General features: G+C 45.7%; 19 protein-coding genes. 10 read left to right on the top strand and 9 right to left on the bottom strand.

Annotated elements, in window-relative coordinates:
- Positions 1 to 465: 465 nt before the first annotated feature.
- Genes recJ through xerD form a run of 3 tightly spaced genes read right to left on the bottom strand, consistent with a single transcriptional unit; the run spans position 466 to position 3,926 of the window.
- Complete coding sequence (gene recJ, locus RH88_RS02305; protein ID WP_040757811.1) at positions 466 to 2,205, bottom strand: single-stranded-DNA-specific exonuclease RecJ; 1,740 nt, start codon at positions 2,203 to 2,205, stop codon at positions 466 to 468.
- Positions 2,206 to 2,247: 42 nt separating this feature from the next.
- Positions 2,248 to 2,994, bottom strand: coding sequence for a bifunctional protein-disulfide isomerase/oxidoreductase DsbC (gene dsbC, locus RH88_RS02300; protein WP_005593186.1), 747 nt, complete (start codon positions 2,992 to 2,994; stop codon positions 2,248 to 2,250).
- Between the two features lie 23 nt (positions 2,995 to 3,017).
- Positions 3,018 to 3,926, bottom strand: a complete 909-nt coding sequence (gene xerD, locus RH88_RS02295) for a site-specific tyrosine recombinase XerD (protein ID WP_005593184.1) — start codon at positions 3,924 to 3,926, stop codon at positions 3,018 to 3,020.
- Positions 3,927 to 4,094: 168 nt separating this feature from the next.
- On the opposite strand from xerD, the gene fldB reads away from it, so the two are divergent.
- Positions 4,095 to 4,616, top strand: coding sequence for a flavodoxin FldB (fldB, locus tag RH88_RS02290; protein WP_005593182.1), 522 nt, complete (start codon positions 4,095 to 4,097; stop codon positions 4,614 to 4,616).
- Positions 4,617 to 4,688: 72 nt separating this feature from the next.
- On the opposite strand, the gene ampD is transcribed toward fldB, so the two are convergent.
- Positions 4,689 to 5,231 carry a 1,6-anhydro-N-acetylmuramyl-L-alanine amidase AmpD gene (gene ampD / locus RH88_RS02285; protein WP_005593180.1) on the bottom strand — a complete coding sequence of 181 codons (543 nt, stop codon included), beginning with the start codon at positions 5,229 to 5,231 and terminating at the stop codon, positions 4,689 to 4,691.
- A 123-nt stretch (positions 5,232 to 5,354) separates the two neighbouring features.
- On the opposite strand from ampD, the gene nadC reads away from it, so the two are divergent.
- Both nadC and RH88_RS23510 read left to right on the top strand, forming a co-directional pair.
- Positions 5,355 to 6,242, top strand: coding sequence for a carboxylating nicotinate-nucleotide diphosphorylase (gene nadC, locus RH88_RS02280; RefSeq protein ID WP_005593179.1), 888 nt, complete (start codon positions 5,355 to 5,357; stop codon positions 6,240 to 6,242).
- A 165-nt stretch (positions 6,243 to 6,407) separates the two neighbouring features.
- Positions 6,408 to 6,530 carry a lipoprotein gene (locus RH88_RS23510; protein ID WP_005593178.1) on the top strand — a complete coding sequence of 41 codons (123 nt, stop codon included), beginning with the start codon at positions 6,408 to 6,410 and terminating at the stop codon, positions 6,528 to 6,530.
- Positions 6,531 to 6,611: 81 nt separating this feature from the next.
- On the opposite strand, the gene lptG is transcribed toward RH88_RS23510, so the two are convergent.
- Positions 6,612 to 7,682, bottom strand: coding sequence for an LPS export ABC transporter permease LptG (gene lptG, locus RH88_RS02275; RefSeq protein WP_005593177.1), 1,071 nt, complete (start codon positions 7,680 to 7,682; stop codon positions 6,612 to 6,614).
- A 3-nt stretch (positions 7,683 to 7,685) separates the two neighbouring features.
- Positions 7,686 to 8,789 carry an LPS export ABC transporter permease LptF gene (gene lptF / locus RH88_RS02270; RefSeq protein WP_005593176.1) on the bottom strand — a complete coding sequence of 368 codons (1,104 nt, stop codon included), beginning with the start codon at positions 8,787 to 8,789 and terminating at the stop codon, positions 7,686 to 7,688.
- A 193-nt stretch (positions 8,790 to 8,982) separates the two neighbouring features.
- Here lptF and pepA point away from each other — a divergent pair, with 193 nt between their 5' ends.
- The 3 genes from pepA to RH88_RS02255 all read left to right on the top strand — a co-directional run bounded on the left by pepA (position 8,983) and on the right by RH88_RS02255 (position 14,188).
- Positions 8,983 to 10,503 carry a leucyl aminopeptidase gene (gene pepA, locus RH88_RS02265; protein ID WP_005593175.1) on the top strand — a complete coding sequence of 507 codons (1,521 nt, stop codon included), beginning with the start codon at positions 8,983 to 8,985 and terminating at the stop codon, positions 10,501 to 10,503.
- Between the two features lie 155 nt (positions 10,504 to 10,658).
- Positions 10,659 to 11,108, top strand: coding sequence for a DNA polymerase III subunit chi (locus RH88_RS02260; RefSeq protein ID WP_005593172.1), 450 nt, complete (start codon positions 10,659 to 10,661; stop codon positions 11,106 to 11,108).
- A gap of 206 nt (positions 11,109 to 11,314) precedes the next feature.
- Entirely contained in the window at positions 11,315 to 14,188 is a 2,874-nt protein-coding gene (locus tag RH88_RS02255; protein ID WP_005593171.1) for a valine--tRNA ligase, read from the top strand.
- Between the two features lie 90 nt (positions 14,189 to 14,278).
- On the opposite strand, the gene RH88_RS02250 is transcribed toward RH88_RS02255, so the two are convergent.
- The 3 genes from RH88_RS02250 to rapA form a co-directional block, all read right to left on the bottom strand.
- Positions 14,279 to 15,241 carry a D-2-hydroxyacid dehydrogenase gene (locus tag RH88_RS02250; RefSeq protein WP_005593170.1) on the bottom strand — a complete coding sequence of 321 codons (963 nt, stop codon included), beginning with the start codon at positions 15,239 to 15,241 and terminating at the stop codon, positions 14,279 to 14,281.
- Between the two features lie 55 nt (positions 15,242 to 15,296).
- Positions 15,297 to 16,034: a bifunctional tRNA pseudouridine(32) synthase/23S rRNA pseudouridine(746) synthase RluA gene (rluA, locus tag RH88_RS02245; RefSeq protein ID WP_005593169.1), complete on the bottom strand. Its 738-nt coding sequence runs from the start codon at positions 16,032 to 16,034 to the stop codon at positions 15,297 to 15,299.
- Positions 16,035 to 16,281: 247 nt separating this feature from the next.
- Positions 16,282 to 19,191, bottom strand: a complete 2,910-nt coding sequence (rapA, locus tag RH88_RS02235; RefSeq protein WP_005593168.1) for an RNA polymerase-associated protein RapA — start codon at positions 19,189 to 19,191, stop codon at positions 16,282 to 16,284.
- A gap of 584 nt (positions 19,192 to 19,775) precedes the next feature.
- Here rapA and RH88_RS02230 point away from each other — a divergent pair.
- From RH88_RS02230 to pyrI, 4 genes are all read left to right on the top strand, one after another.
- On the top strand, positions 19,776 to 21,152 hold the full coding sequence (locus RH88_RS02230; RefSeq protein WP_005593167.1) for a PhoH family protein: 1,377 nt from the start codon (positions 19,776 to 19,778) through the stop codon (positions 21,150 to 21,152).
- Between the two features lie 129 nt (positions 21,153 to 21,281).
- Positions 21,282 to 22,286, top strand: coding sequence for an ornithine carbamoyltransferase (locus RH88_RS02225; protein ID WP_005593166.1), 1,005 nt, complete (start codon positions 21,282 to 21,284; stop codon positions 22,284 to 22,286).
- A 272-nt stretch (positions 22,287 to 22,558) separates the two neighbouring features.
- Positions 22,559 to 23,488: an aspartate carbamoyltransferase gene (pyrB, locus tag RH88_RS02220; protein ID WP_005593165.1), complete on the top strand. Its 930-nt coding sequence runs from the start codon at positions 22,559 to 22,561 to the stop codon at positions 23,486 to 23,488.
- Positions 23,489 to 23,504: 16 nt separating this feature from the next.
- On the top strand, positions 23,505 to 23,966 hold the full coding sequence (pyrI, locus tag RH88_RS02215; RefSeq protein ID WP_005593164.1) for an aspartate carbamoyltransferase regulatory subunit: 462 nt from the start codon (positions 23,505 to 23,507) through the stop codon (positions 23,964 to 23,966).
- Positions 23,967 to 24,053: the final 87 nt, after the last annotated feature.

The raw sequence follows: 24,053 nt of genomic DNA, 5'->3' as shown, positions 1-24,053 counted from the left end.
CAATTTAGTGTGGAAAGAAATTAACATATTAAAAACGCAAATTCCAGCCAAAAATTGACCCAAATCATAAAACCAAGCCCCCAGCAACCATCCATTAACATCATTCACATGAAACACTGATGTAATTGGTCATGCCAATTACAAAAGATGAACAACTGGGCGGAAATCGTGCTAGCGATCACACTATAATTGGTCAGTTTTAAAGAAGTATGAATGAATGTGAGAAATCATTCTTAATTGGTATTTTTTCGCCATCTTCGACGTGAATAGAATGTGTTTTTATCCGAAACCAGCATCGAAGATGCGAAACCTATTTGTCACCGCGGCTTCAATATTGATGAGCGAAAAAAGACCTAAATAAGATCATGAACAATGGAAGATGAGAGAAGGGCTAAGGAGCATTGAAAACAAGCGGTTTAGTGGCGCCTTAGATAGAAGCGCCACCAAATGTACAACGACAGAACACTATTTTGCTTCGAGATGATCGATCAGTAATTGCAATGACTGATTTCCACGAAACTCATTGATATCAAGCTTGTATGCCAGACGTACCGTTTTAACTGAAGCATCTGGCCAGCGACGTAAATCGACATTAAACGCGATACCATCAATCATAATATTAGTGGGATGGCCTTTAAACAGCGGCTCTAACATCAATTTAAGATGCTTCTCGCCCACTAATTTCTGATGCAGAACTTTAAACTCGCCGTCAAAAACGGGTTCTGGGAATGATTGTCCCCAAGGGCCACCTGCGCGTAGCATTTGTGCCACGTGCATAGAGAACTCTTCTGGGGCTAATTCTCCGTCAGATAGTACTATACCTTTCAAGGCCGCTTCATCGAGTTCTTCTTTCACTGCTTGGTCGTATAAACGAGCAAAGCGTTCGAAGTTTTTCTCTTCAATCGATAACCCTGCCGCCATCGCATGACCACCGAATTTCAGGATCAAACCAGGGTTTTGCGTATCAATGCGATCCAGTGTGTCACGCATGTGTAAGCCTGGTATCGAGCGACAAGAGCCTTTTATGATGCCGTCCCCACCATCAGCAAAGGCAATCACTGGGCGATGAAACTTCTCTTTGATACGAGAAGCTAAAATACCAATCACACCTTGATGCCAATCGCGTTGGAATAATACTAAACCAAACGGAAGTTCGGCATTCTCTCCAAACTGCAGACGCTCACAAAAAGCCATTGCCTCTTGCTTCATGCCCTCTTCAATCTCTTTACGAGTTTGATTGAGGCCATCTAACTCACTCGCCATGCGGCGTGCGACATGGATATTATTGCTTAGCAGCAACTCAACGCCGAAAGACATGTCATCCAAACGACCGGCAGCGTTAATGCGTGGACCTAAGGCAAAACCAAAATCAGAAGCAACTAAACGGCTGGCGTCTTTTTTAGCCACTTCAATCAAGGCTTGGATACCTGGGCGAGCATGACCAGCCCGAATACGTTGCAAACCTTGATGGACCAGAATGCGGTTATTCTCATCCAAAGAGACCACGTCAGCCACGGTACCTAATGCCACCAAATCAATCAGTTCCATTAACTTAGGCTCTGCCATACCCTGCTGGCTAAACCAACCAAGGTTACGCATGTGTACACACAGTGCCATCATCAAATAAAAAGCAACGCCAACACCCGCTAACGATTTCGACGGAAAAGCACACTCTTGCAGATTAGGATTGACCATCGCATCGGCAATCGGCAACTCAGAGCCCGGTAAGTGGTGATCGGTTACCAAGACTTGTAAACCTTGCTCTTTGGCGTAGCGAACCCCTTCAATGGATGACACGCCGTTATCAACCGTCATAATCACCTGCGCGCCAATCGCGATGGCCTGATCAACCACTTCAGGGCTTAAGCCGTAACCATCTTCAAATCGATTTGGCACAAGGTAATCGACATTGCTGCTACCAAGCATACGTAACGCAAGGACAGAAAGCGCAGAGCTGGTCGCGCCATCGGCGTCAAAATCCCCGACGACGATAATGCGCTGATTGGTTTTAATCGCGGTAAACAGCAATTCCACCGCCAGCTGAATGCCATGCAGTTTTTGATATGAATGTAAGCCGCGTACACCATTGTCTAACTGCTGCATCGAGTGGATGCCGCGGCTGAGGTACAGGCGACGCAATAACGGTGCAATGGAGTCTGGTAACTGGGAAATATCGACTTCAGGACGACGTTGAATTTCTATCATCATAAAATAAAAGTAGGCTCAATTGAGCCTACTTCCTTGTGGTTATTTTTGTTCTAGACGTTGCAGCAATTTCTCTGCTGGAACATAACCGCCAACCATTTCACCGTTCGGAAGGAAAATGGCAGGCGTACCGCTGATGCCTAATTCACGACCTAACATATAGTGTTTTTGAATCGTATCTTGGCATTGAGCGAAATTGTCGCCTTTGGCTGGGAATTTTCGGTTTACTTTACCATCATGCATTGCTGCCTGTGGATCGTCAGCACACCAAATTGAAGCCATTTGATCTGCGACATCACCAACGGGCCCTTGGCGAGGGAAGGCCATGTAGCGCACGGTAATACCAAGATCATTGTAATCTTGTAATTCACGGTGCAACTTCACGCAGTAGCCACAAGTAATATCGGTAAAGACCGTCACTACATATTTTTCATTGTCGGCTTTAAACTCAATCACTGAGTCTTTCATTGCATCAATCTTAGCTGCGTTGATCGGCGCTTGGCGCTGAGCAATAACGTCTTGGTAGCCACCTTTGTCATCCAACTGGTATAGCGAACCGGCAATAAAATACTCGCCATCTGGTGAGGCAAATAAAACACCACCGTTAGTTTGTACTTCAACCAAGCCTTTAATATCAGCAGGTACAACATCTGTCACCTGCAAGCCCAACTTAGCAAAGCGCTCAGCCAACTCTGATTTATTAATTTGTGTCTCGCTACTTACGTTAGCAAAAGCAGTCGCTGCAAAAAAAGGCAACGCAAGTAATGTCATTCGGCGTAATACGCTCATTCTATTCACCTTAAATAAAATCTCTAACGCAAGAGCGAAGCCCTTGGGTGATGTTCACTATGAAGCTGTTTCAATCGCTCTGTTGCGACGTGAGTATAGATTTGTGTGGTCGACAAGTCACTATGCCCAAGCAACATCTGCACCACACGTAGATCTGCGCCATAGTTTAGCAAATGGGTTGCAAATGCATGACGCAACACATGTGGCGAAAGTAACTCAGTATCAATCCCAGCTAACACCGCATAATACTTAATACGATGCCAAAAGGTTTGTCGGGTCATTTGTCGTGCTCGTTTACTTGGGAAAACGACATCAGAGGTTTTCTCCCCAAGTAACTCAGACCGCCCTTGTTGAAGAAAAGTTTCAATCCAATCGATGGCATTTTCACCCATTGGCACTAAACGCTCTTTGCCACCCTTACCGGTTACTCGCACAACACCTTGTCGTAAGCTGATATTTTCCATCGTCAAACTGACTAATTCGGTGACACGCAGACCGGTGGCATACAACAATTCCAACATTGCTTTATCACGCAGTTCAATCGCATCGTTTGGATCGGGCGCATTAAGTAACGCATCCACTTGGGCCTCACTGAGGTCTTTCGGTAGTCGCTTGGGTAACTTAGGGCTCACCAACAAGGCGCTCGGGTCATCGGCGCGAATTTTCTCACGGTGCAAATATTGAAACAAACGACGAATCGCCGACAACATCCGCGCGCGCGACGTTTGCTTGTAATCTTGATCGGCCAACCACGATTGGTATTCCTGCAAGCCAGACAAGCTAATAAAATCAAGACGGTAGTTGTGTTGTTTCATCCACGTCAGTAGCTTGAATAAATCGGTGCGGTAAGACGATAAGGTGTTTTCCGACAACCCTCGTTCCATCCACATCGCATCAAGAAACTGCTCAACAACCCCTTGATCCGGTGACATTATTTCTGACAAAACCACTCTCTAATTTTTAACGACACATTTATCTTTACTGTAAATGCATACAGCAAACAAAGCCATAAAAATTCAATTGATGACCGATATTCGCTGCAAAGCAGACCATTTTGTGGTTAGAATTCGCTAACACTCCATTTAGAAAGATAAACGATGATGAAAATCGGTCTATTTTACGGCTCAACCACTTGCTACACCGAAATGGCAGCAGAGAAGATGCGCGCCATCATGGGCGATGACTTAGTGGATATTCACAACGTCAAAGAGTCTCCTCTTTCGACAATGGCAGATTACGACTTATTAATCTTAGGTATTTCTACTTGGGATTTTGGTGAGATTCAAGAAGATTGGCTCGCGATCTGGGACAGTATTAACAGCCAACCACTGCAAGGTAAAACCGTGGCTCTGTTTGGCCTTGGTGACCAAGAAGGTTACGGCGAATGGTATTTGGATGCCATGGGCCTACTGCACGATCAAGTCAAACAAGCCGGTGCAACCATTGTCGGTTACTGGCCAAACGACGAGCAGTACCAATTTGAAGCCTCGAAGGCGCTAACCGAAGATGGCAGCATGTTTGTCGGCTTAGCCCTGGATGAAGATTCACAATACGAATTGAGCGATGAACGCATTGCCACTTGGGTCGAGCAAGTTCTCACCGAATATCAAGCCACGCTTTAAGAGCCACAGAGAGGCGAGAGTGAGAATTGAGAGGTGAACATGGTCACCTCTCGAATGCAATCTTCTCGCTTCTTAACGTAGCGCCTCTCGGTATCTCACCCAGTCAAACACCAGTCCTGGATCGGTTTTGCGCAGCGGGGCAATATATTGATGGCCAGTAATACGTGGCAGCGTGATGAGTGGATAGTGTTGCATTAACTGCAAGCTCAGCGTGCTGAGTGCTTGATATTGCTCATCGGTGTACGCAACGTAGTCACTGCCTTCCATCTCTATGCCAATCGAATAGTCGTTACAACGCTCACGCCCAGAAAAACTTGATGCCCCGGCATGCCACGCTCTATCGCGAAACGAAACAAACTGCACCACCTCACCGTCCCGACGAATCAAACAGTGCGCCGACACGCCCATTTTGTGTATCACTTTAAAAAAGGGATGCTCATCAGCATCTAGAGTGCCGAGAAAAAACTGTTCAATGTAAGGCCCCCCAAACTTGCCCGGCGGTAGGCTAATGTTATGGATCACCAACAATGAGATATCCTCACTATCGCTGCGATGGTCAAAAAACGGGGATGGCACATGACGTGCGGCTTGATACCAACCTTGCGGATCAATCATTTGGCTATTTCTCATTTTCCATAACTGGGGTCAATTTTAACTGAAATGCGAGATTAATGGCTGAATTTCACTCGCAGTCAGCGTATCATTCCCTCCTCTGTTCAACTGCGTATTAGATTTGCGATGAAAAACACACACAATAGCCAAGAACGTCTTGAATATTTGAAGCAGCAACTTCCATTAGAGATCACTCGTGCGGTCAGCGAAACTTTGAAAGAAGATCTCGGCGGCACACTCAATGCGGCTAACGACATCACCGCAAGTCTGATCCCTGCCGATGCGCAGAATGAAGCAACTATCATCACTCGTGAGCATGGTGTTTTCTGTGGTCAAGCATGGGCTGATGAAGTATTCAAGCAGCTTGGTGGCGAAGTAACGATCCACTGGCATGTACAAGATGGTGATACTGTCGAGCCAAACCAAGTGCTTTGTACTCTATCAGGACCTGCGCGCGCACTATTAACTGGCGAGCGCAACGCAATGAACTTTATCCAAACGCTGTCTGGCTGTGCGACTACCGTTGCGCGCTATGCCGAGAAAATTGCTGGCACAGACTGCCGCTTGCTTGATACGCGTAAAACTATTCCTGGTCTTCGTAGCGCTCTGAAATACGCTGTCGCATGTGGCGGCGGTTACAATCACCGTATTGGTGTGTTTGATGCGTATCTGATCAAAGAAAACCACATCATTGCTTGTGGTGGTATCTCTCAAGCAGTTAGCACCGCTAAAGAACTAAATCCTGGTAAACCGGTTGAAGTTGAAACAGAAAGCCTAGCGGAACTAAAAGAAGCGATTGAAGCTGGCGCCGATATTATCATGTTGGATAACTTCACCACCGATATGATGCGTGAAGCGGTAGCGATTAACGCAGGTCGTGCAGCACTCGAAAACTCGGGTAACGTCACCTTAGAGACCATTCGCGAATACGCTGAAACGGGTGTGGATTACATCTCTGTTGGTGCACTGACTAAGCACTTAAAAGCGATGGATCTTTCTATGCGCTTCAAATAGCGTACCGCGATTCTCATGATTTTTTAAAGGCAGCGTTTATCGCTGCTTTTTTATTGCTTGTTGGCTGTTTATTTAGCTCAGAGGCACGCTTGTGCTTAGCGATAACATGGCTTAAATTTACTCGAAACCATTTAATGCCAGCGTATTCATTTCAAGGATTCTAAAATGAAAAAGTATCTATTGGTCATTTGTACCTTATTCGCCCTTTCTGGCTGTGCCACCTTTGAAAAAGGCGTCACTTCTGTCGCTGACGATATTAATCGCAAAGTACATGGTGATTTCGATTAATCAAGCGCATTGACCGCGTCACGGATATGAAAAAGCCCTCTTGATGAGGGCTTTGTTATTTTGCTCGCAGCTCGGTATGTGCTAGAGCTTACGTCTAAGCAGCATGATCGCAATAATTAAGAAGACGATACTTGGCATAATCGCACCAAAGGCGGGGGGAATGTTGTATACCAAGCTAAGTGGTCCAAAAAACTCACTCGAAATGTAGAACGAAAAGCCTGCAACTACGCCCGATAAGATACGCGCCCCCATCGTCACACTGCGCAGTGGCCCAAAGATGAACGACAGCGCCATCAACATCATTACCGCAATCGAAAACGGTTGTGTCACCTTGCGCCAAAATGCCAATTCATAACGTGAAGCATCTTGCTCTGATGCTTTTAAGTAATCGACATAATCATATAAACCAAGCAAAGAAAGCTCTTCTGGCTTCACCGTCACCACAGCTAAGCGCTCTGGCTCCAGTGAGGTTGTCCAACTTAGTTCTGGCAACGTCTCTTTCGATAAGCGCACTGGATCTGACATGTTGGTCACTTGCACATCTTTCATCAGCCAATTTTTGTCACCGACATAGTCAGCCTCTTTGGCGTAAAAGACATTCTGTAACTGTTTGTTATCATCAAAACGCCACATCTGTAGACCATAGAGTCTTTCATCTTCAATTTTACCAATAAAGATAAAATCATTGGCATCTCGCGCCCAAACCCCGGTTCGAACCGACATAATCGCACCGTTACTGGTCGAGAAAGCGCGTAAGTCTCGCGCCATTTTCTGCGCCTGAGGAGCGCCCCATTGGCCCAACACAGTAACGATAATCATCAACGGCACCGCCGTTTTTAACACCGATAGACCAATGTCCAGCTTAGAAAAGCCCGCCGCTTGCATCACGACCAGTTCAGAGCTTGACGCTAACATACCGAGGCCAATCAGCGCACCGAGTAGTGCCGCCATTGGGAAGAACATTTCGATATCACGCGGAATACTCAAGCCAACAAAGAACAAAGCTTGAATCAAGTCATAACTACCTTGGCCAACTTTACGCAGCTGCTCGACATACTTGATGATGGCAGACAGACCAACAAAGGTCGCCAACACCATAGTCGAGGTAACAATAATAGTTCGACCGATATAAAGGTCTAAAATCTTAAACACGACTTATGCTGCCTTCTTCTTTTGTCTCAATTTGTCTTTAAAGCGACGCACTGGAATACTGTCCATTAAATTAACACCAATTGCCGTCACCAGTAGCGCGAAATTGATTGGCCACATGCCAACAAACGCCGGAATCGAGCCATCTTCTAACGCTGACTTCGTAGCACTAATCGCCAAGAAGTACGCTAAATAAGTCAAAATAGCTGGGCCCATTTTCGCAAATCGGCCTTGACGTGGATTTACCGCTGAAAGCGGCACCACCAGCATAGTTAGCAATGGAATACATACCACCAGCGAAATACGCCATTGCAATTCAGCTTGCGCCTTCGGATTTGGATTACCCACTAAATCTAGCGTTGGGATCGCTTCCCAATCACGACCTTTGCGCTTCACTTCACTTTGACCAATGACGCCTTGGTACTGTTCAAAGTTCGTCACCATGTAATCAATACGCGTCGGCACGCCTTCATAACGAGTACCGTCATACATACGAATGACTTGGCGACCATCACTCAACTCTTTTACTTCGCCCGATTTAGAAAACGACACACTCGGTAAAATAGAATCACGTGGGCGCATTTGAGCAATAAAAACATTGCTGAGCTTATCGTCTCGAATATCATCAATAAACACCACCGATGAACCATCCGGCGTGCCTTGGAAATGACCTTTCTTCAACAAGTCGACACTGTTTTCTGCCTGAACTTGTTCTTGCAGTTGAATGAGTTTCTCTTGGCTATATGGCGATAAGACAAACGAATTAATCGCCGCTGCCAAACCAGTGATCACCGCCAAATACAATGCTGCACGGATCAGGAATTTATTTCCGATCCCCGTCGCATTCATTACGGTAATTTCACTTTCCGCGTACAAACGACCAAAGGTGAGCAAGATGCCCAAGAAGAGACTGAGTGGCAGCATTAACAAGCCCATAGAAGGCATGCTAAGGCCAACGTAGCTCATCACCAAACCAGCCGGTATTTCACCGTCTGAGGCTTCCGCTAGTACACTAATCAATTTTTGGCTCAAAAAGACCAAGAAAAGGATAAAAAAGATCGCAAATTGGCTTTTGAGTGTCTCGCGGATCAAATATCTAACAATAATCACGCTGAAATTACCTATACAAAACTTGTTTTTTTAATTGAATCACTATAATTTCTCGTTGAACCCGTTATTTTTTTGAAATTTTCAGCTAACTGTTAGCTCACTTATTTAAAGGTAGTTCCGATTAAGGAATCAACAAGTAAGCGGGCATTATCTAACATTTAGTTCTATTTGTCTTCAGGATGTAGGAGTACTCATGGAGTTCAGTGTTAAAAGTGGTAGCCCTGAGAAACAGCGCAGCGCTTGTATTGTCGTTGGCGTCTTTGAACCACGTCGCCTCTCTCCAGTGGCCGAACAGCTAGATAAAATTAGCGACGGCTATATTAGTTCACTACTTCGTCGTGGTGACCTTGAAGGAAAACCTGGTCAGATGCTGCTTTTGCATCAAGTACCTGGTGTACTTTCAGAGCGCGTACTACTCGTAGGCTGCGGTAAAGAACGCGAGCTAGGCGAGCGTCAATACAAAGAAATTATCCAAAAGACCATCAACACGCTAAATGAAACTGGCTCAATGGAAGCAGTGTGCTTCTTAACTGAGTTGCATGTTAAAGGTCGCGATACTTATTGGAAAGTTCGTCAAGCAGTCGAAGCGACTAAAGACGGCCTTTACACCTTCGATCAGTTTAAAACAATTAAACCAGAAACGCGCCGCCCGCTACGTAAATTAGTTTTCAACGTACCAACACGTCGTGAACTAAACCTTGGTGAACGTGCGATTTCCCATGGCCTTGCTATTGCTTCTGGTGTAAAAGCGTCGAAAGATCTTGGCAACATGCCACCAAACATCGCTAACCCAGCGTACCTTGCTTCTCAAGCACGTCGCCTTGCTGATGACTATGAGTCAATCACCACCAAAATCATTGGTGAGCAAGAGATGGAAAAACTGGGTATGACGTCATACCTTGCGGTTGGCCGCGGCTCGAAAAACGAATCAATGATGTCGATCATCGAGTACAAAGGCAATCCGAACACAGAAGCTAAACCGATTGTGCTTGTAGGTAAAGGTTTAACCTTCGATTCAGGCGGTATTTCTCTAAAACCAGGCGATGGCATGGATGAGATGAAATACGATATGTGTGGCGCGGCATCGGTATTCGGTACCATGAAAGCGCTAGCAAAACTGAATCTGCCTATCAATGTTGTGGGTATTTTGGCGGGCTGTGAAAACATGCCTGGCAGCAATGCTTACCGTCCTGGCGACATTCTTACCACCATGTCAGGCCAAACGGTTGAAGTATTGAATACCGACGCTGAAGGTCGCTTGGTTCTTTGTGATGCCCTAACATATGTTGAACGTTTTGAACCAGATTGCGTAGTTGACGTCGCGACTCTGACTGGCGCATGTGTGATTGCACTAGGTCACCACATTAGTGGTGTACTATCAAACCACAATCCACTGTCTCATGAATTAGTGAATGCTTCAGAACAAGCCAGTGACCGTGCATGGCGTCTACCAATGGCAGACGAGTACCATGAACAGTTGAAGAGCCCGTTTGCTGATATGGCAAATATCGGCGGCCGCCCTGGCGGTACGATCACTGCAGGTTGCTTCTTGTCTAAATTTACTAAGAAGTACAACTGGGCCCACATTGATATCGCAGGTACTGCGTGGAAATCGGGTGCAGCGAAAGGTTCTACCGGTCGTCCGGTCTCAATGCTTGTCCAATTCCTACTCAATCGTAGTGGCCAAGACGCTGAGGAACAAACCTCAAAATAGTGAAAAGGGCCGCAAGGCCCTTTTTTATTGTTCGATATCGAGTAGAAACATTACTCAAATGTGCTCTCACGAGTTAAAACGGTAACCTAGCTAGCACCGAGCAGATTGCCTACCACCTAAACTTAGTTGGACAGCAATAGACGGAATTCATCACTATGGCCAATGCAACTTTTTACATCATCAAAGCAGATAGCCCGCATGCAAATGAGTCTGGCTTTCTCGGCTATGTGGTGTTTCTTGCTCAGCATTTTGCCAAGCAAGGCGCTAAGGTATACCTCAACAGCCAAGATAAACAACAAGCAGAAAAGCTGGCAGAATTATTCTGGCAAGTCGAACCTGAGCACTATATCGGCCACAATTTAGTCGGCGAAGGGCCAAAGTATGGGACCAATATTGAAATTGGCCATCAGGCACTGAAGCCAAGCTGGAACCGCCAACTGGTAATAAATTTGGCGGAAAATGAGACAACCTTTGCGAACAAGTTTGCTGAGGTGGTAGACTTCGTGCCTTGCGAAGAAAAAGCTAAGCAGCTCGCAAGAGAAAGATATAAAATCTACCGACAAGCAGGTTATCAACTGCAAACGATCGAGATCGAACACAACTAGCGGTCAATCCTTATAGTTAAGCTCTCCTACCAGAGAGTTCACTTATAAGAATTGACCATGATTAACCAGAACCAGTCCTCTAAATAGTTGGGCTTAAAGCAAGACAACTCATGCGTAAGTTGATAAACATACATCAGTATGTGATTGATATTTGCGCGTACAGTTAAGCCGTTATCAGCCCAAATATGACGAGGTGAAAGAGCGCTATGGAAAAGACATACAACCCAACTTCAATCGAACAAGCTTTATACCAAGCTTGGGAAGAGAAAGGCTACTTTAAGCCACACGGTGACACTTCAAAAGAAGCTTACAGCATCATGATCCCGCCACCGAACGTCACTGGTAGCCTACACATGGGCCACGCGTTCCAAGACACCATCATGGATACCTTAATCCGTGCTGAGCGTATGAAGGGTAAAAACACCCTTTGGCAAGTGGGTACTGACCACGCTGGTATCGCAACTCAGATGGTTGTTGAGCGTAAGATCGCAGCAGAAGAAGGCAAAACTAAACACGATTACGGTCGTGATGCTTTCATCGACAAAATCTGGGAATGGAAAAACGAATCTGGTGGAACCATCACTAAGCAGCTTCGTCGCCTTGGCGCATCGGTAGACTGGGATCGTGAACGTTTCACCATGGATGACGGCCTATCAAATGCCGTGCAAGAAGTGTTCGTTCGTCTATATGAAGACGATCTAATTTATCGTGGCAAACGTCTAGTGAACTGGGATCCAAAATTGCACACAGCAATTTCTGATCTTGAAGTAGAAAACAAAGACAAAAAAGGCTTCATGTGGCACTTCCGTTACCCACTCGCAAACGGCGTTAAAACCGCTGATGGTAAAGACTACATCGTTGTTGCAACGACACGTCCTGAAACCATGCTGGGTGATACTGGTGTTGCGGTAAACCCAGAAGATCCTCGTTACCAAGATCTGATCGGTAAAGAGATTCTACTGCCTATCGTTAACCGCCTAATCCCTATCGTTGGCGATGAACACGCGGATATGGAAAAAGGTACAGGTTGTGTGAAGATTACCCCTGCACACGACTTTAACGACTACGAAGTAGGTAAACGTCATAGCCTACCGATGATCAACATCCTAACCTTCAATGCTGATATTCGTGATGCTGCAGAAGTGTTCACCACTAACGGTGAAGCAAGCGATGCGTATTCATCTGAACTACCAGCGAAATACCAAGGTATGGAGCGCTTTGCAGCACGTAAAGCGATCGTTGCAGAATTTGAAGAGCTTGGTCTACTAGAAGAAATCAAAGATCACGACCTAACCGTTCCTTACGGTGACCGTGGTGGCGTGGTTATTGAACCAATGCTGACTGACCAATGGTACGTTCGCGCAGCACCGCTGGCAGAGCCGGCTGTGAAAGCAGTTGAAAATGGCGATATCCAGTTCGTTCCTAAGCAGTACGAAAACATGTACTTCTCTTGGATGCGTGACATTCAAGACTGGTGTATCTCGCGTCAACTTTGGTGGGGTCACCGCATTCCAGCATGGTACGATAACGAGGGTAAAGTTTATGTAGGCCGCACTGAAGAAGAAGTACGTGCGAACAACAACCTTGCGCCTGTTATCGTTCTACGCCAAGACGACGATGTACTGGATACATGGTTCTCTTCTGCTCTATGGACGTTCGGCACACAAGGCTGGCCAGAGCAAACTGAAGATCTGAAAACTTTCCACCCTTCAGATGTGCTGGTTACTGGTTTTGACATCATCTTCTTCTGGGTTGCACGTATGATCATGATGACCATGCACTTCAACAAAGATGAAAATGGTAAAGCACAAGTACCATTCAAAACCGTTTACGTAACCGGTCTAATCCGTGATGAAAACGGCGACAAGATGTCGAAATCGAAAGGTAACGTACTTGACCCTATCGATATGATCGATGGTATCGGCCTTGAAGAGCTAGTAGAAAAGCGTTGTGGCAACATGATGCAGCCTCAACTAGCGAAGAAGATCGAAAAAGCTACGCGTAAGACATTTGAAAACGGCATCGAACCATACGGTACAGATGCATTGCGTTTCACGCTTGCAGCAATGGCATCAACCGGTCGTGATATCAACTGGGACATGAAGCGCCTAGAAGGTTACCGTAACTTCTGTAACAAGCTATGGAACGCAAGCCGTTACGTGCTGATGAATACCGAAGAACACGATTGTGGCATGTCTCTAGCACCTGCTGATCGCACTAACATGGAATTCTCACTGGCAGACAAATGGATTGAATCTCAGTTTGAAATCGCAGCGAAAGAGTTTAACGCTCACCTAGACAACTACCGTCTAGATATGGCGGCAAACACGCTGTACGAATTCATCTGGAACCAATTCTGTGACTGGTATCTAGAGCTAACTAAACCGGTTCTATGGAAAGGCACTGAAGCGCAGCAACAAGCAACGCGTTACACGCTAATCACTGTTCTAGAGAAGACACTTCGTCTTGCTCACCCAGTGATTCCTTACATCACTGAATCAATCTGGCAAAGCGTTAAGCCGCTGATTGACGGTGTTGAAGGTGAGACAATTATGACTCAAGCACTGCCTCAGTTTAATGCAGACAACTTCGACGCAGAAATTGTTGCTGATATCGAGTGGGTGAAAACTTTCATCACCGCTATCCGTAACCTACGCGCAGAATACGACATCGCTCCAAGCCAAGGCCTAGAAGTGATGATCAAAGTGGCAGATGAAAAAGATGCCGCGCGCCTAGAAGCGAACAAGATCGTACTAACCTCTCTAGCAAAACTCGATGAGATTAAAGTACTGGCAACGGGCGAAGAAACTCCTGCTTGTGCAACTAAGTTGGTTGGCAAATCAGAGCTAATGATCCCAATGGCGGGTCTAATCGATAAAGATGCAGAGCTTGCTCGTCTTGATAAAGAAGTCGCTAAGACTCACGGCGAAATCAAGCGTATCGAAGGCAAGCTAGGTAACGAAGGTTTCGTTGCTAAAGCACCTGAAGCGGTTATCGCAAAAGAGCGTGAGAAGCTAGACGGTTACAAAGAAATGCTAGTGAAACTGGAAGAGCAAAAAGCGACTATCGCTGCGCTATAATTCGTTTCTCTACTGCGTTGTAAGTTAAAAAAGACCGGTCACTGACCGGTCTTTTTGTTTCTATCATTCAAGACATTCAATCGGTAAAAATCAAACCACGCGATTTTGCGACTCTCCGTCGACATAAGCACGAATATTATCCAGCAAAATTTCTACCAACCGTTGGATTGCAGAATCACTGCCCCATGCCACATGCGGAGTCAACAGCAAGTTGGCTAACCCTGCATTAACGATCAAAGGGTTCGTTTCATCGGCCGGTTCTTGGCTAAAGACATCAACCCCTGCCGCGCCTATACGCTGAGTTTTCAATGCCTCCACCAGAGCCTGCTCATCCACTAATCCGCCACGGCCAGTATTAATTAAAATGGCGCTAGGCTTCATTTGCTGCAACTCAGCAGCGCCAATCAAATTGCGTGTTTCATCATTCAGTGGGCAATGCAAACTGATCACGTCAGCCATCATTAATAGCTGTTCAAATGGCACATATCCCTCTCGACACTCTGTCGCGCCTTTACGCTCAGCAAACACAACCTGCATGCCTAAGGCTTTAGCCAGTGCGGCGGTAGCCTGACCGAGCTCACCGCTGCCAATGATCCCCAAGGTTGCCCCAGCAATATCGCCAATCGGATGAGTGAAGAAACAGAACTGCTTTTCCCGCTGCCATTCACCCGCAACAATGTCATTGTGATAACCACGTAAATTGCGCCTAAGAGCAAACATCAGCGCGATCACATGTTCAGGGACCGATTGAGTGGCATAACCACGTACATTGGCGACAGCAATGCCCTGCTGCTGACAATAGCGTGTATCAACATTGTTGTAGCCAGTGGCACACACCGCTATCAGTTCCAACTTGGGAAGCTGAGACAAAATCGCCTCGTCCAACACAACTTTGTTACTAATCACAATCTGTGCTTGGCTGAGACGTTCAACGACTTGCTGCGGCTCAGTGGTATCGTATTCGATCCATTGATGCTCAAAAGGCAGAAGGGGAAATTCAATGTGAGCGGGAATGGTCGAACGATCAAGAAAGACAACGGTAGGTAGCGACATAGATTCTCCTTACACTACCTAACCGTAAAGGGAGGTTTAACGTTGAATTGCAACGCTATGGCTTAGGCAGTTTTTTATAATCTGGCAATTTTCGCACAGGATCGAAATAGGTAAAGATCATCTCTTCCGCTTCAGGATAAAAGTCACAAGGAACAAAAATACTACGCAGCCAATCACTCTTAGGATGATAAAAACTTAGTTCAGCCGCATGCAGTGCCAAGCGATCAGAGCAAGTGAAAGCCTCGCCTTCGGAATAAAATTCATCACCAACAATCGGATGACCTAACGCTTGCATGTGCACACGCAGTTGATGCGAGCGTCCCGTTATCGGTAATAAACGAACAATGGTCGTTTTCTCTTCACGCTTAGCCACTTGGAACAGAGTTTTTGACGGTTTACCCGTTTCATGACATACCATTTGTCTTGGGCGATTTGGCCAATCACAAATCAAGGGTAGATCGATTTCACCCTCTTCTTGCTCTACATGTCCCCAAACGCGCGCATAGTAAACCTTATGGGTTAAGCGATATTGAAATTGTTTTTTCAGTGCGCTCTCAGCACGTTTGTTCTTCGCTAACACCATTAGCCCTGACGTATCCATATCTAAACGATGGACGATTTGTGCTTCTGGATGAGTTTCTTGTACTCGGCTCCATGTGCTGTCGTGGTGCTCAGGCAAACGGCCAGGCACGGATAACAATCCCGACGGCTTGTTCACTGCTAAGATATGTTCATCTTCAAACACAATTTCAACCCACGGGTCTCGTGGTGGGTTGTACTCCAGCATGGCCATAATTTTTCTCTAAGCTAAAATTTCGCGCTGATTATAACCACAACTCAGCGTGAAATGCAGAACAACCTAATCATTAGTTTTACGCTAATAAAATGGCTCTCCTTCAGTGAAAAAATAACACTTTGTTTTGTTGCGTTTTCGCATCAAACCGTCGATGTATTTAATAGCGAATTAATGACTAATCAGATTCAGTTTGGCACAAAAAAGGCCTTCGCAATGAAGGCCTTTGTATTTATTTAAATCTCGATTACTGGTGAGACACCACAATCATACGCAGCGAATCTAGTTGATACTGAGCCTTGCTAATGTAACCAGTCAGTTCTTTGATTTGCGCATCAATCGCATCGATCTCTTCATCACGAATGTTCGGGTTAACCGCTTTCAATGCTTGCAGACGTTCAAGTTCAGCATTCAAGCTCGCTTGCATCTCTTTTTCTGCTTGCTGACGAATAACGTCAACTTTGCTCACCACTAAGGCGTCTCCGGCGCTGATCAGTTGATGTACTTGACCTTGCACTGATGTCACCAATTTCGCCGCGATATGACGACCAATTGGGCTCAATTGACGGTTAAAACTTTCAAACTCTACCTGCTCAGACAGATCGTTACCTTTACCATCCAACATCACACGAATCGGTGTTTTAGGTAAGAAGCGACTGATACCGCTACGTTTCGGTGCCTGTGCATCAACGCTGTAAACCAACTCAAGCAACATAGTACCAACGGGTAGTGCTTTGTTCTTCAGTAATGATACCGCCGCAGTGCCCACGCCTTCGCTCATCAATAGGTCAATACCACCTTGGATCATTGGGTGCTCCCAACTGATAAAGTGCATATCTTCACGAGAAAGCGCCGTATCACGATCAAAAGTAATCGTCGCACCTTCGTAAGGCAAGCCTGGGTAGCTTGGTACCATCATGTGTTCAGATGGTGTCACAACCAGTGCGTTTTCACCTTTGTCATCTTGGTTCAGGCCAATGGTATCAAACAGGCTTAAAGCGAACGTGACGAGGTTGGTATCACCATCAGTTGCTGAGATTTTCTCAACGATTTCTTGCGCGCGCTCACCGCCATTAGAATGCATTTCAAGTAGACGGTCACGACCTTGTTCAAGTTGTGCTTTCAGCTCTTTGTTCATCTTAGCTGAAGCGTCAATCACTTCTTCAAGTCCTTCGCTAGTGCCTGAAGCGAGGATGTTAATCAAATCATCTGAGAAACGGTCATACACAGCACGTCCTGTTGGGCAGGTTTCAGCAAAAGCATTTAGGCCTTCATCGAACCAGCGAGCAAGGATCGCTTGCGATGTTCCTTCAAGGTATGGCACATGAATATCAATATCACGATTTTGACCAATACGATCCAAACGACCAATACGCTGTTCCAACAAATCAGGGTTGAACGGTAGATCGAACATCACCAGCTGGTTGGCAAATTGGAAGTTACGACCTTCAGAGCCAATTTCACTACAGATCAAGACCTGTGCACCGCCCTCTTCTTGTGCAAAGTAAGCCGCGGCTTTATCACGCTCAAGGATCGACATGCCTTCGTGGAATACGGTAGCACGGATGCCTTCACGCTCGCGCAAGGCTTGCTCTAGTTGCAGAGCCGTGCTGGCACGAGAAGCAATTACCAGAATCTTCTCTGCACGCTTATCTTTAATTTTTTCCAACAACCAGTTCACACGAGAATCGAATTGCCACCAGCTTGAATCTTCCCCTTCAAACTCTTGGAAAATCTCTTCTGGGTACAAGTTTTTCAACGCACGAGCTTCTGGGCTCATCTTGCCGCCAATCAAACCTGCTACACGCATTGAGGTGGTGTATTGCTGCGGGATCGCCATTGGCAGAAGGTTAACATTACGCTTAGGGAAACCTTTGATCGCCGCACGAGTGTTACGGAATAAAACGCGCCCCGTACCATGGCGATCCATCAAGTTGTCAATCAACTCTTGGCGTGCGCTCGCTTTCTCTGCTTCATCGCTGTTGCTCTCAATAATGCGGAACAACGGCTCTACATCTTGCTCAGATAACAGTTCGGTAATTTGATTTTTAGCGTCATCAGGCAATGCTTGGCCTGAGAATAGCGCGCTAACAGAATCCGCCACTGGTGCGTATTGCTCCTCTTCTTCCACAAACGCTTGGTAATCGTAGAAGCGGTCAGAATCCAATAAACGTAGACGAGCAAAGTGACTCTCGCGGCCTAACTGCTCAGGCGTGGCGGTTAGCAATAGGACGCCCGGCGTGCGCTCTGCCAGCCCTTCAACCACTTGGTATTCACGGCTTGGTTTGTCTTGGCTCCACTCTAGGTGATGCGCTTCATCGACCACTAACAGATCCCATTCACCTTCAACCGCTTGTTCAAAGCGCTTACGGCTCTTACGTAGGAAATCGAGTGAACATAAAACATATTGCTGGGTATCAAATGGGTTTTCTGCATCAGCAAAAGCTTCAATACAGCGCTCTTCATCAAAAATAGAAAAATGCAGATTAAAACGGCGCATCATTTCCACTAACCACTGATGTTGTAGCGTTTCTGGTACCACAATCAGAATACGCTCAGCACGACCTGCCAGCACTTGCTGGTGAATGATCATGCCCGCTTCGATGGTTTTACCTAGGCCAACTTCATCAGCCAGCAAAACGCGTGGCGCATGACGACGACCAACTTCATGAGCAATATATAGCTGATGAGGAATTAGACCTGCACGCATACCACATAAGCCACGCATTGGGCTTTTATGTTGCTCGTATTGATTTTTTAGCGCGCGGTAACGCAAAACAAAGTTGTCCATACGATCGATCTGACCGGCAAACAATTTATCTTGCGGTTTGTTAAAACGAATTTGATTGCTAAGCATGATTTCACGTAGTGTGATTTCTTGCTCGCCGCTATCTTCACGAGTGCCGATATAGGTATAAATACCTTGATTCTCGATAACTTGCTCAACTTGTAGTGACCAACCTTCTTGGCTTTCAATCACATCACCAACGTTAAATGTCACGCGAGTGACAGGCGCTTCGCTACGGGCGTAGACACGGTTTTCTTCTGAAGCAGCAAACATTACTGTCACTGTACGAGCATCCAATGCCACTACGGTTCCTAAACCAAGATCACTTTCCGTATCGCTGATCCAACGTTGGCCCAAAGCAAATGTCATGTATCGACTACCTCATTTCATAAATTTATTATTTATATTCAAGTGACTTCAAGATGTAGAGTTGAGAGTCTTATCACCGATTTCAGCGTACGAAAAATATCGCACTGAAGCTGAGCCTATAACCGCTCCTCAAAGGATGAGTTCGAAGTGACTTGAGTATATTTTAGCTCTTCTTACGCCAATTCAAAGGCGGCTGATGATAGAAAATACCATTCAGCAATAGCGTAGAAAAAGGTCGCTAATATTACTCGAAGCTGTGACATTGGTCACGTGCCTACCCCACATTTCGTCGTGATTTTTTGCTGTACTTTCGCTTGACATCAAAGTGTAAGAAACCCGTGGCACAAAAGAAAAGGATGATTGCCTATACTTTTAATAGCACAAGGCGTGGCAGCCTTGTGTGCTTAGGACGATCAACATGGGTTTGCTTTAGATACACAGCTCAATCAACCGCCTAAAGCAAACAGTTAATACCAATCGTGGCAAGTCAGTGACCGGGAAAAACGGTTCAACGTACTTATTATGATTGGCATCAGTCAGCCTCACAGCAGTGAGCATTGTGCCGCATGCGGCAGGAGACGCTTATGGGTGATACGGACAGAAAATTTTTTGTACTCGATACCAATATCCTTCTTCATGAACCTTTCGCCATCTATTCCTTTCAAGAGCACGACGTCGTCATTCCGATGACCGTATTAGAAGAACTCGACCGAATTAAAGACAGTAAACGCGATGTCGCACGCGATGCTAGAGTAGCCATTCGCGCTTTAGAGGCGCTATTTAAAGAGGCGACGCCCGATGAGATTTCTGCCGGCATTCCAATTAATCGCGACAAGGAGAATGCTGGACATATTGCGATTTTAGCTGACTTTGAATTGCAAGAAACCATCAAGGCTTTTGCGGACAAAGCCGGAGATAACCGCATTCTTAACGCAGTGTTGTACTTGCAAAATAAACGAGCTCCACGCGAAGTCATTCTAGTGACCAAAGATATCAATATGCGCCTGCGCGCTAAAGGAGCGGGAGTTCGATTTGTTGAAGATTACCGCACCGATCAATTGATTGATGATGTGCAATACCTTACCAAGGGGTTTCAAACCATCGAAGGCGATTTTTGGGCACAAGTTGATCAAGTGGATAGTCAGAATCTCGCCGGAAAAACCTATCACACCTTAGCGAAAGAACCTTTTGACCCGACTTATCTCAACCAATATATCATCGATGAAGAAAGTGACTTTGTTGGTCGGGTGGCACAAATTGAACCCGATAACCTAACCCTTAAAGATCTCAGTCGTGAACGATTAATGCATCGCCGAGCTTGGGACATTACGCCGAAAAATATCTATCAAGCAATGGCACTCGATGCACTGCTCGATCCGGAAATTGATTTAGTCATTCTGACTGGCGCAGCCGGCAGTGGTAAAACGCTCATCGCGCTTGCTTCGGCACTAGAGCAAACCATCGAACACAAAAAATTCGATAAGATCATCGTCACTCGAAATACCCCTGATATTGGAGAATCGATTGGCTATTTGCCCGGTAGTGAAGAGGAGAAAATGTTGCCCTGGTTAGCGGCGGTAACAGACACACTCGAAGCTCTGCACAAAAACGATCACTGCACTGAGGGATCGCTCAAATACATCTGCGATAAAGCTAACATTCAATTTAAATCAATCAACTTCATGCGAGGTCGGTCGATTCAAAATGCTTTTGTGCTGCTCGATGAGTGCCAAAACCTCACCGCTTCACAAATTAAAACCATCATCACTCGTTGCGGTGAAGGCACAAAAATTGTGTGTTCTGGCAACCTTGCGCAAATCGACTCTCACTATCTGACCCCGGTCACGTCTGGGCTCACTTATATGGTCGAACGATTTAAAAACTTCGAAGGGAGCGCTAATATCCATCTTAATGGCGTCGTACGCAGCCGTTTAGCGGAATACGCTGAAGAGAATTTGTAGTCAAATCATAACGCCATAACAGGCGAGTTAATTTGACTAACTCGCCTTTAATTTAAAATAATTATTCACTTTTTGTGAGTTTTTATGTTTTACTGTCATTCAGTAATCTTCACCCTCAAGGACTAGAGCATGGCGTTCAATCTTCGTAATCGTAATTTTGTTAAATTACTCGACTTCTCTCCTAAAGAGATTCAGTTCCTACTCGACCTCTCGGCAGATCTAAAAAAAGCCAAATACTGTGGCACTGAACAAAAAAGGCTACAGGGGAAAAACATCGCCCTGATCTTTGAGAAAGCCTCCACACGAACCCGCTGTGCTTTTGAAGTAGCCGCCTTCGATCAAGGAGCGCAAGTTTCTTATATTGGCCCTTCAGGTTCGCAAATTGGCCATAAAGAATCGATGAAAGATACCGCTCGTGTACTTGGCCGTATGTACGATGGCATTGAATATCGTGGTTTTGGTCAGACGATTGTTGAAGAATTGGCTGAGTTCGCAGGAGTGCCTGTATGGAATGGCCTTACAGATGAATTCCATCCAACCCAAATTCTCGCCGATTTCCTAACCATGCTCGAGCATGGTCAAGGGAAGCAACTCAATCAAATGACTTTTGCTTATTTGGGCGATGCGCGCAACAACATGGGCAATTCCTTAATGGTTGGCGCCGCTAAAATGGGTATGGATATCCGCCTAGTGGCACCAAAGCAATTTTGGCCAGAGGCGCACCTTGTCGCCACTTGCCAAGAGATCGCTCAACAAACCGGCGCAAAAATCACTTTAACTGAAAATGTCGATGAAGGCGTAAAAGGCTGTGATTTCCTTTACACCGATGTTTGGGTATCAATGGGGGAACCTGCAGAAGCATGGGATGAGCGCGTAGCACTAATGACCCCTTACCAAATTAATATGGAAGTAATGAAAAAAACCGGTAACCCACAAGCCAAATTTATGCACTGCTTGCCGGCCTTCCATAACGATGAAACTACAATCGGTAAGCAAGTGGCTGAAAAATACGGCATGAAAGGCTTAGAAGTAACAGAAGAGGTGTTTGAATCATCTCATTCTATTGTTTTTGATGAAGCGGAAAACCGACTCCATACAATCAAAGCTGTGATGGTGGCAACCCTAGGTCATTAAGTTACTTACTGTTTTGCACAAAAAAACCGCTAGGTAATCGCTTGCGCTTCCATTTCTACCGCGTATAATGCTCGGCAATTTGTCTGGAGGTTGTAATCATGCCACGTAACATTTGCACTGTGATGCGCAGCCAATCGCGCGCAACATCGCGTAAGCAACATTGCTTACTGGCTGTTTATTTTACAGCTTCCTCCTCTTTTTAAAGCCTCCCCTATTGGGAGGCTTTTTTATTGCCTAAAATTTTATTCTTTCATCAGATAGGGATGACGATTATGACCAACACGCTTTACAACAAGCATATCATTTCGATTCCAGAGCTATCCCGTGCAGAGCTCGAATTAATAGTCCAAACCGCAGGGCAACTGAAAGCAGAACCTAACCCAGATCTGATCAAAAATAAGGTCGTCGCGAGTTGTTTTTTTGAGCCTTCAACCCGAACTCGCCTCTCTTTTGAAACCGCCATTCAACGTGTTGGTGGTGATGTGATTGGTTTTGATAATGCCGGTAATACTTCTTTAGCCAATAAAGGGGAAACGCTTGCAGACTCGATTCAAGTCATCTCTACCTATGTCGATGCTTTTGTTATGCGTCACCCTCGTGAAGGTGCTGCTCGCCTAGCGGCTGAGTTCTCCAATGGCGTGCCAATTATCAATGCTGGAGATGGGGCCAACCAACACCCAACTCAAACCTTGCTTGATCTCTACACCATTGCAGAAACACAAGGCCGCTTAGACAACCTCAATGTCGCCTTTGTCGGCGACCTTAAATATGGTCGTACGGTTCACTCACTGACTCAAGCACTCGCGAAGTTCAACAACATCCGCTTTTTCTTTGTCGCGCCTGATGCACTGGCAATGCCTGATTATATTTGTGAAGAACTCGATGAAGCAGGCATTCAATATAGCCTGCACACCGATATGGAAAGCGTGATCCCTGAGCTGGATATTCTTTACATGACACGGGTACAAAAAGAGCGCTTTGACGCCTCTGAATATGTGCACATCAAATCAGCATACATCCTAACAGCCGCTTTGTTAGAAGGCGCTCGTGAAAATCTAAAAGTGCTACATCCATTACCACGTGTGGATGAAATCACCACCGATGTAGATAAAACCCCACATGCCTACTATTTTCAGCAAGCAGAAAATGGCGTCTATGCACGTCAAGCATTGCTAGCACTAGTCCTTAACCAAACCCTGTAATCGAGGAGCAAGCATCATGACTAAAGAAACTCAATTGCAGGTTGAAGCAATTAAAAACGGCACGGTGATTGACCATATTCCGGCTCAAATCGGCATTAAAGTACTCAAACTGTTTAGCATGCACAAAAGTAATCAACGCGTTACTGTTGGCCTAAACTTACCCTCTTCAGCACTTGGTCATAAAGATCTGATCAAGATTGAAAATGTCTTTGTCAGCGAAGAACAAGCGAGCAAGCTAGCGCTTTACGCTCCGCATGCAACCGTCAATCAAATCGAAAACTACCAAGTAGTGAAAAAGCTCGCATTAGAGCTTCCTGAGCAAGTGACTGGCGTTTTTGAGTGTCCAAACAGTAACTGTATTACCCATGGTGAGCCCGTTGATAGCAGCTTTAAAGTGTTTGCTAAAAACAATGATGTTCGCTTGAAATGCAAATATTGTGAGAAAGTGTTCTCAAGAGAAATCGTCACAGAACGTTAGGCTAAAACCAAGGCTCTAAACAGCATGGTCTAATGCTGAACGACACCAATACCCCGCCTTGGCGGGGTATTTTGATCTTTACCTAGT

Origin of the sequence: Vibrio scophthalmi LMG 19158, assembly GCF_000222585.1 — a bacterium.
Classification (GTDB): domain Bacteria; phylum Pseudomonadota; class Gammaproteobacteria; order Enterobacterales; family Vibrionaceae; genus Vibrio; species Vibrio scophthalmi.
Note: the sequence above shows the minus strand (reverse complement) of the source record. Positions and strands in the feature narration are given on the sequence as shown.

Coding starts and splice junctions, on each gene's coding strand:
- rapA (WP_005593168.1), bottom strand. CDS start 19,191: ATGACATTTGCTTTGGGCCAACGTTGGATCAGCGATACGGAAAGTGAT.
- pyrI (WP_005593164.1), top strand. CDS start 23,505: ATGACTAAAGAAACTCAATTGCAGGTTGAAGCAATTAAAAACGGCACG.
- RH88_RS02230 (WP_005593167.1), top strand. CDS start 19,776: ATGGGTGATACGGACAGAAAATTTTTTGTACTCGATACCAATATCCTT.
- rluA (WP_005593169.1), bottom strand. CDS start 16,034: ATGGCCATGCTGGAGTACAACCCACCACGAGACCCGTGGGTTGAAATT.
- RH88_RS02225 (WP_005593166.1), top strand. CDS start 21,282: ATGGCGTTCAATCTTCGTAATCGTAATTTTGTTAAATTACTCGACTTC.
- fldB (WP_005593182.1), top strand. CDS start 4,095: ATGAAAATCGGTCTATTTTACGGCTCAACCACTTGCTACACCGAAATG.
- nadC (WP_005593179.1), top strand. CDS start 5,355: ATGAAAAACACACACAATAGCCAAGAACGTCTTGAATATTTGAAGCAG.
- RH88_RS23510 (WP_005593178.1), top strand. CDS start 6,408: ATGAAAAAGTATCTATTGGTCATTTGTACCTTATTCGCCCTTTCTGGC.
- RH88_RS02260 (WP_005593172.1), top strand. CDS start 10,659: ATGGCCAATGCAACTTTTTACATCATCAAAGCAGATAGCCCGCATGCA.
- RH88_RS02255 (WP_005593171.1), top strand. CDS start 11,315: ATGGAAAAGACATACAACCCAACTTCAATCGAACAAGCTTTATACCAA.
- pyrB (WP_005593165.1), top strand. CDS start 22,559: ATGACCAACACGCTTTACAACAAGCATATCATTTCGATTCCAGAGCTA.
- RH88_RS02250 (WP_005593170.1), bottom strand. CDS start 15,241: ATGTCGCTACCTACCGTTGTCTTTCTTGATCGTTCGACCATTCCCGCT.
- recJ (WP_040757811.1), bottom strand. CDS start 2,205: ATGATAGAAATTCAACGTCGTCCTGAAGTCGATATTTCCCAGTTACCA.
- xerD (WP_005593184.1), bottom strand. CDS start 3,926: ATGTCACCGGATCAAGGGGTTGTTGAGCAGTTTCTTGATGCGATGTGG.
- dsbC (WP_005593186.1), bottom strand. CDS start 2,994: ATGAGCGTATTACGCCGAATGACATTACTTGCGTTGCCTTTTTTTGCA.
- ampD (WP_005593180.1), bottom strand. CDS start 5,231: ATGATTGATCCGCAAGGTTGGTATCAAGCCGCACGTCATGTGCCATCC.
- pepA (WP_005593175.1), top strand. CDS start 8,983: ATGGAGTTCAGTGTTAAAAGTGGTAGCCCTGAGAAACAGCGCAGCGCT.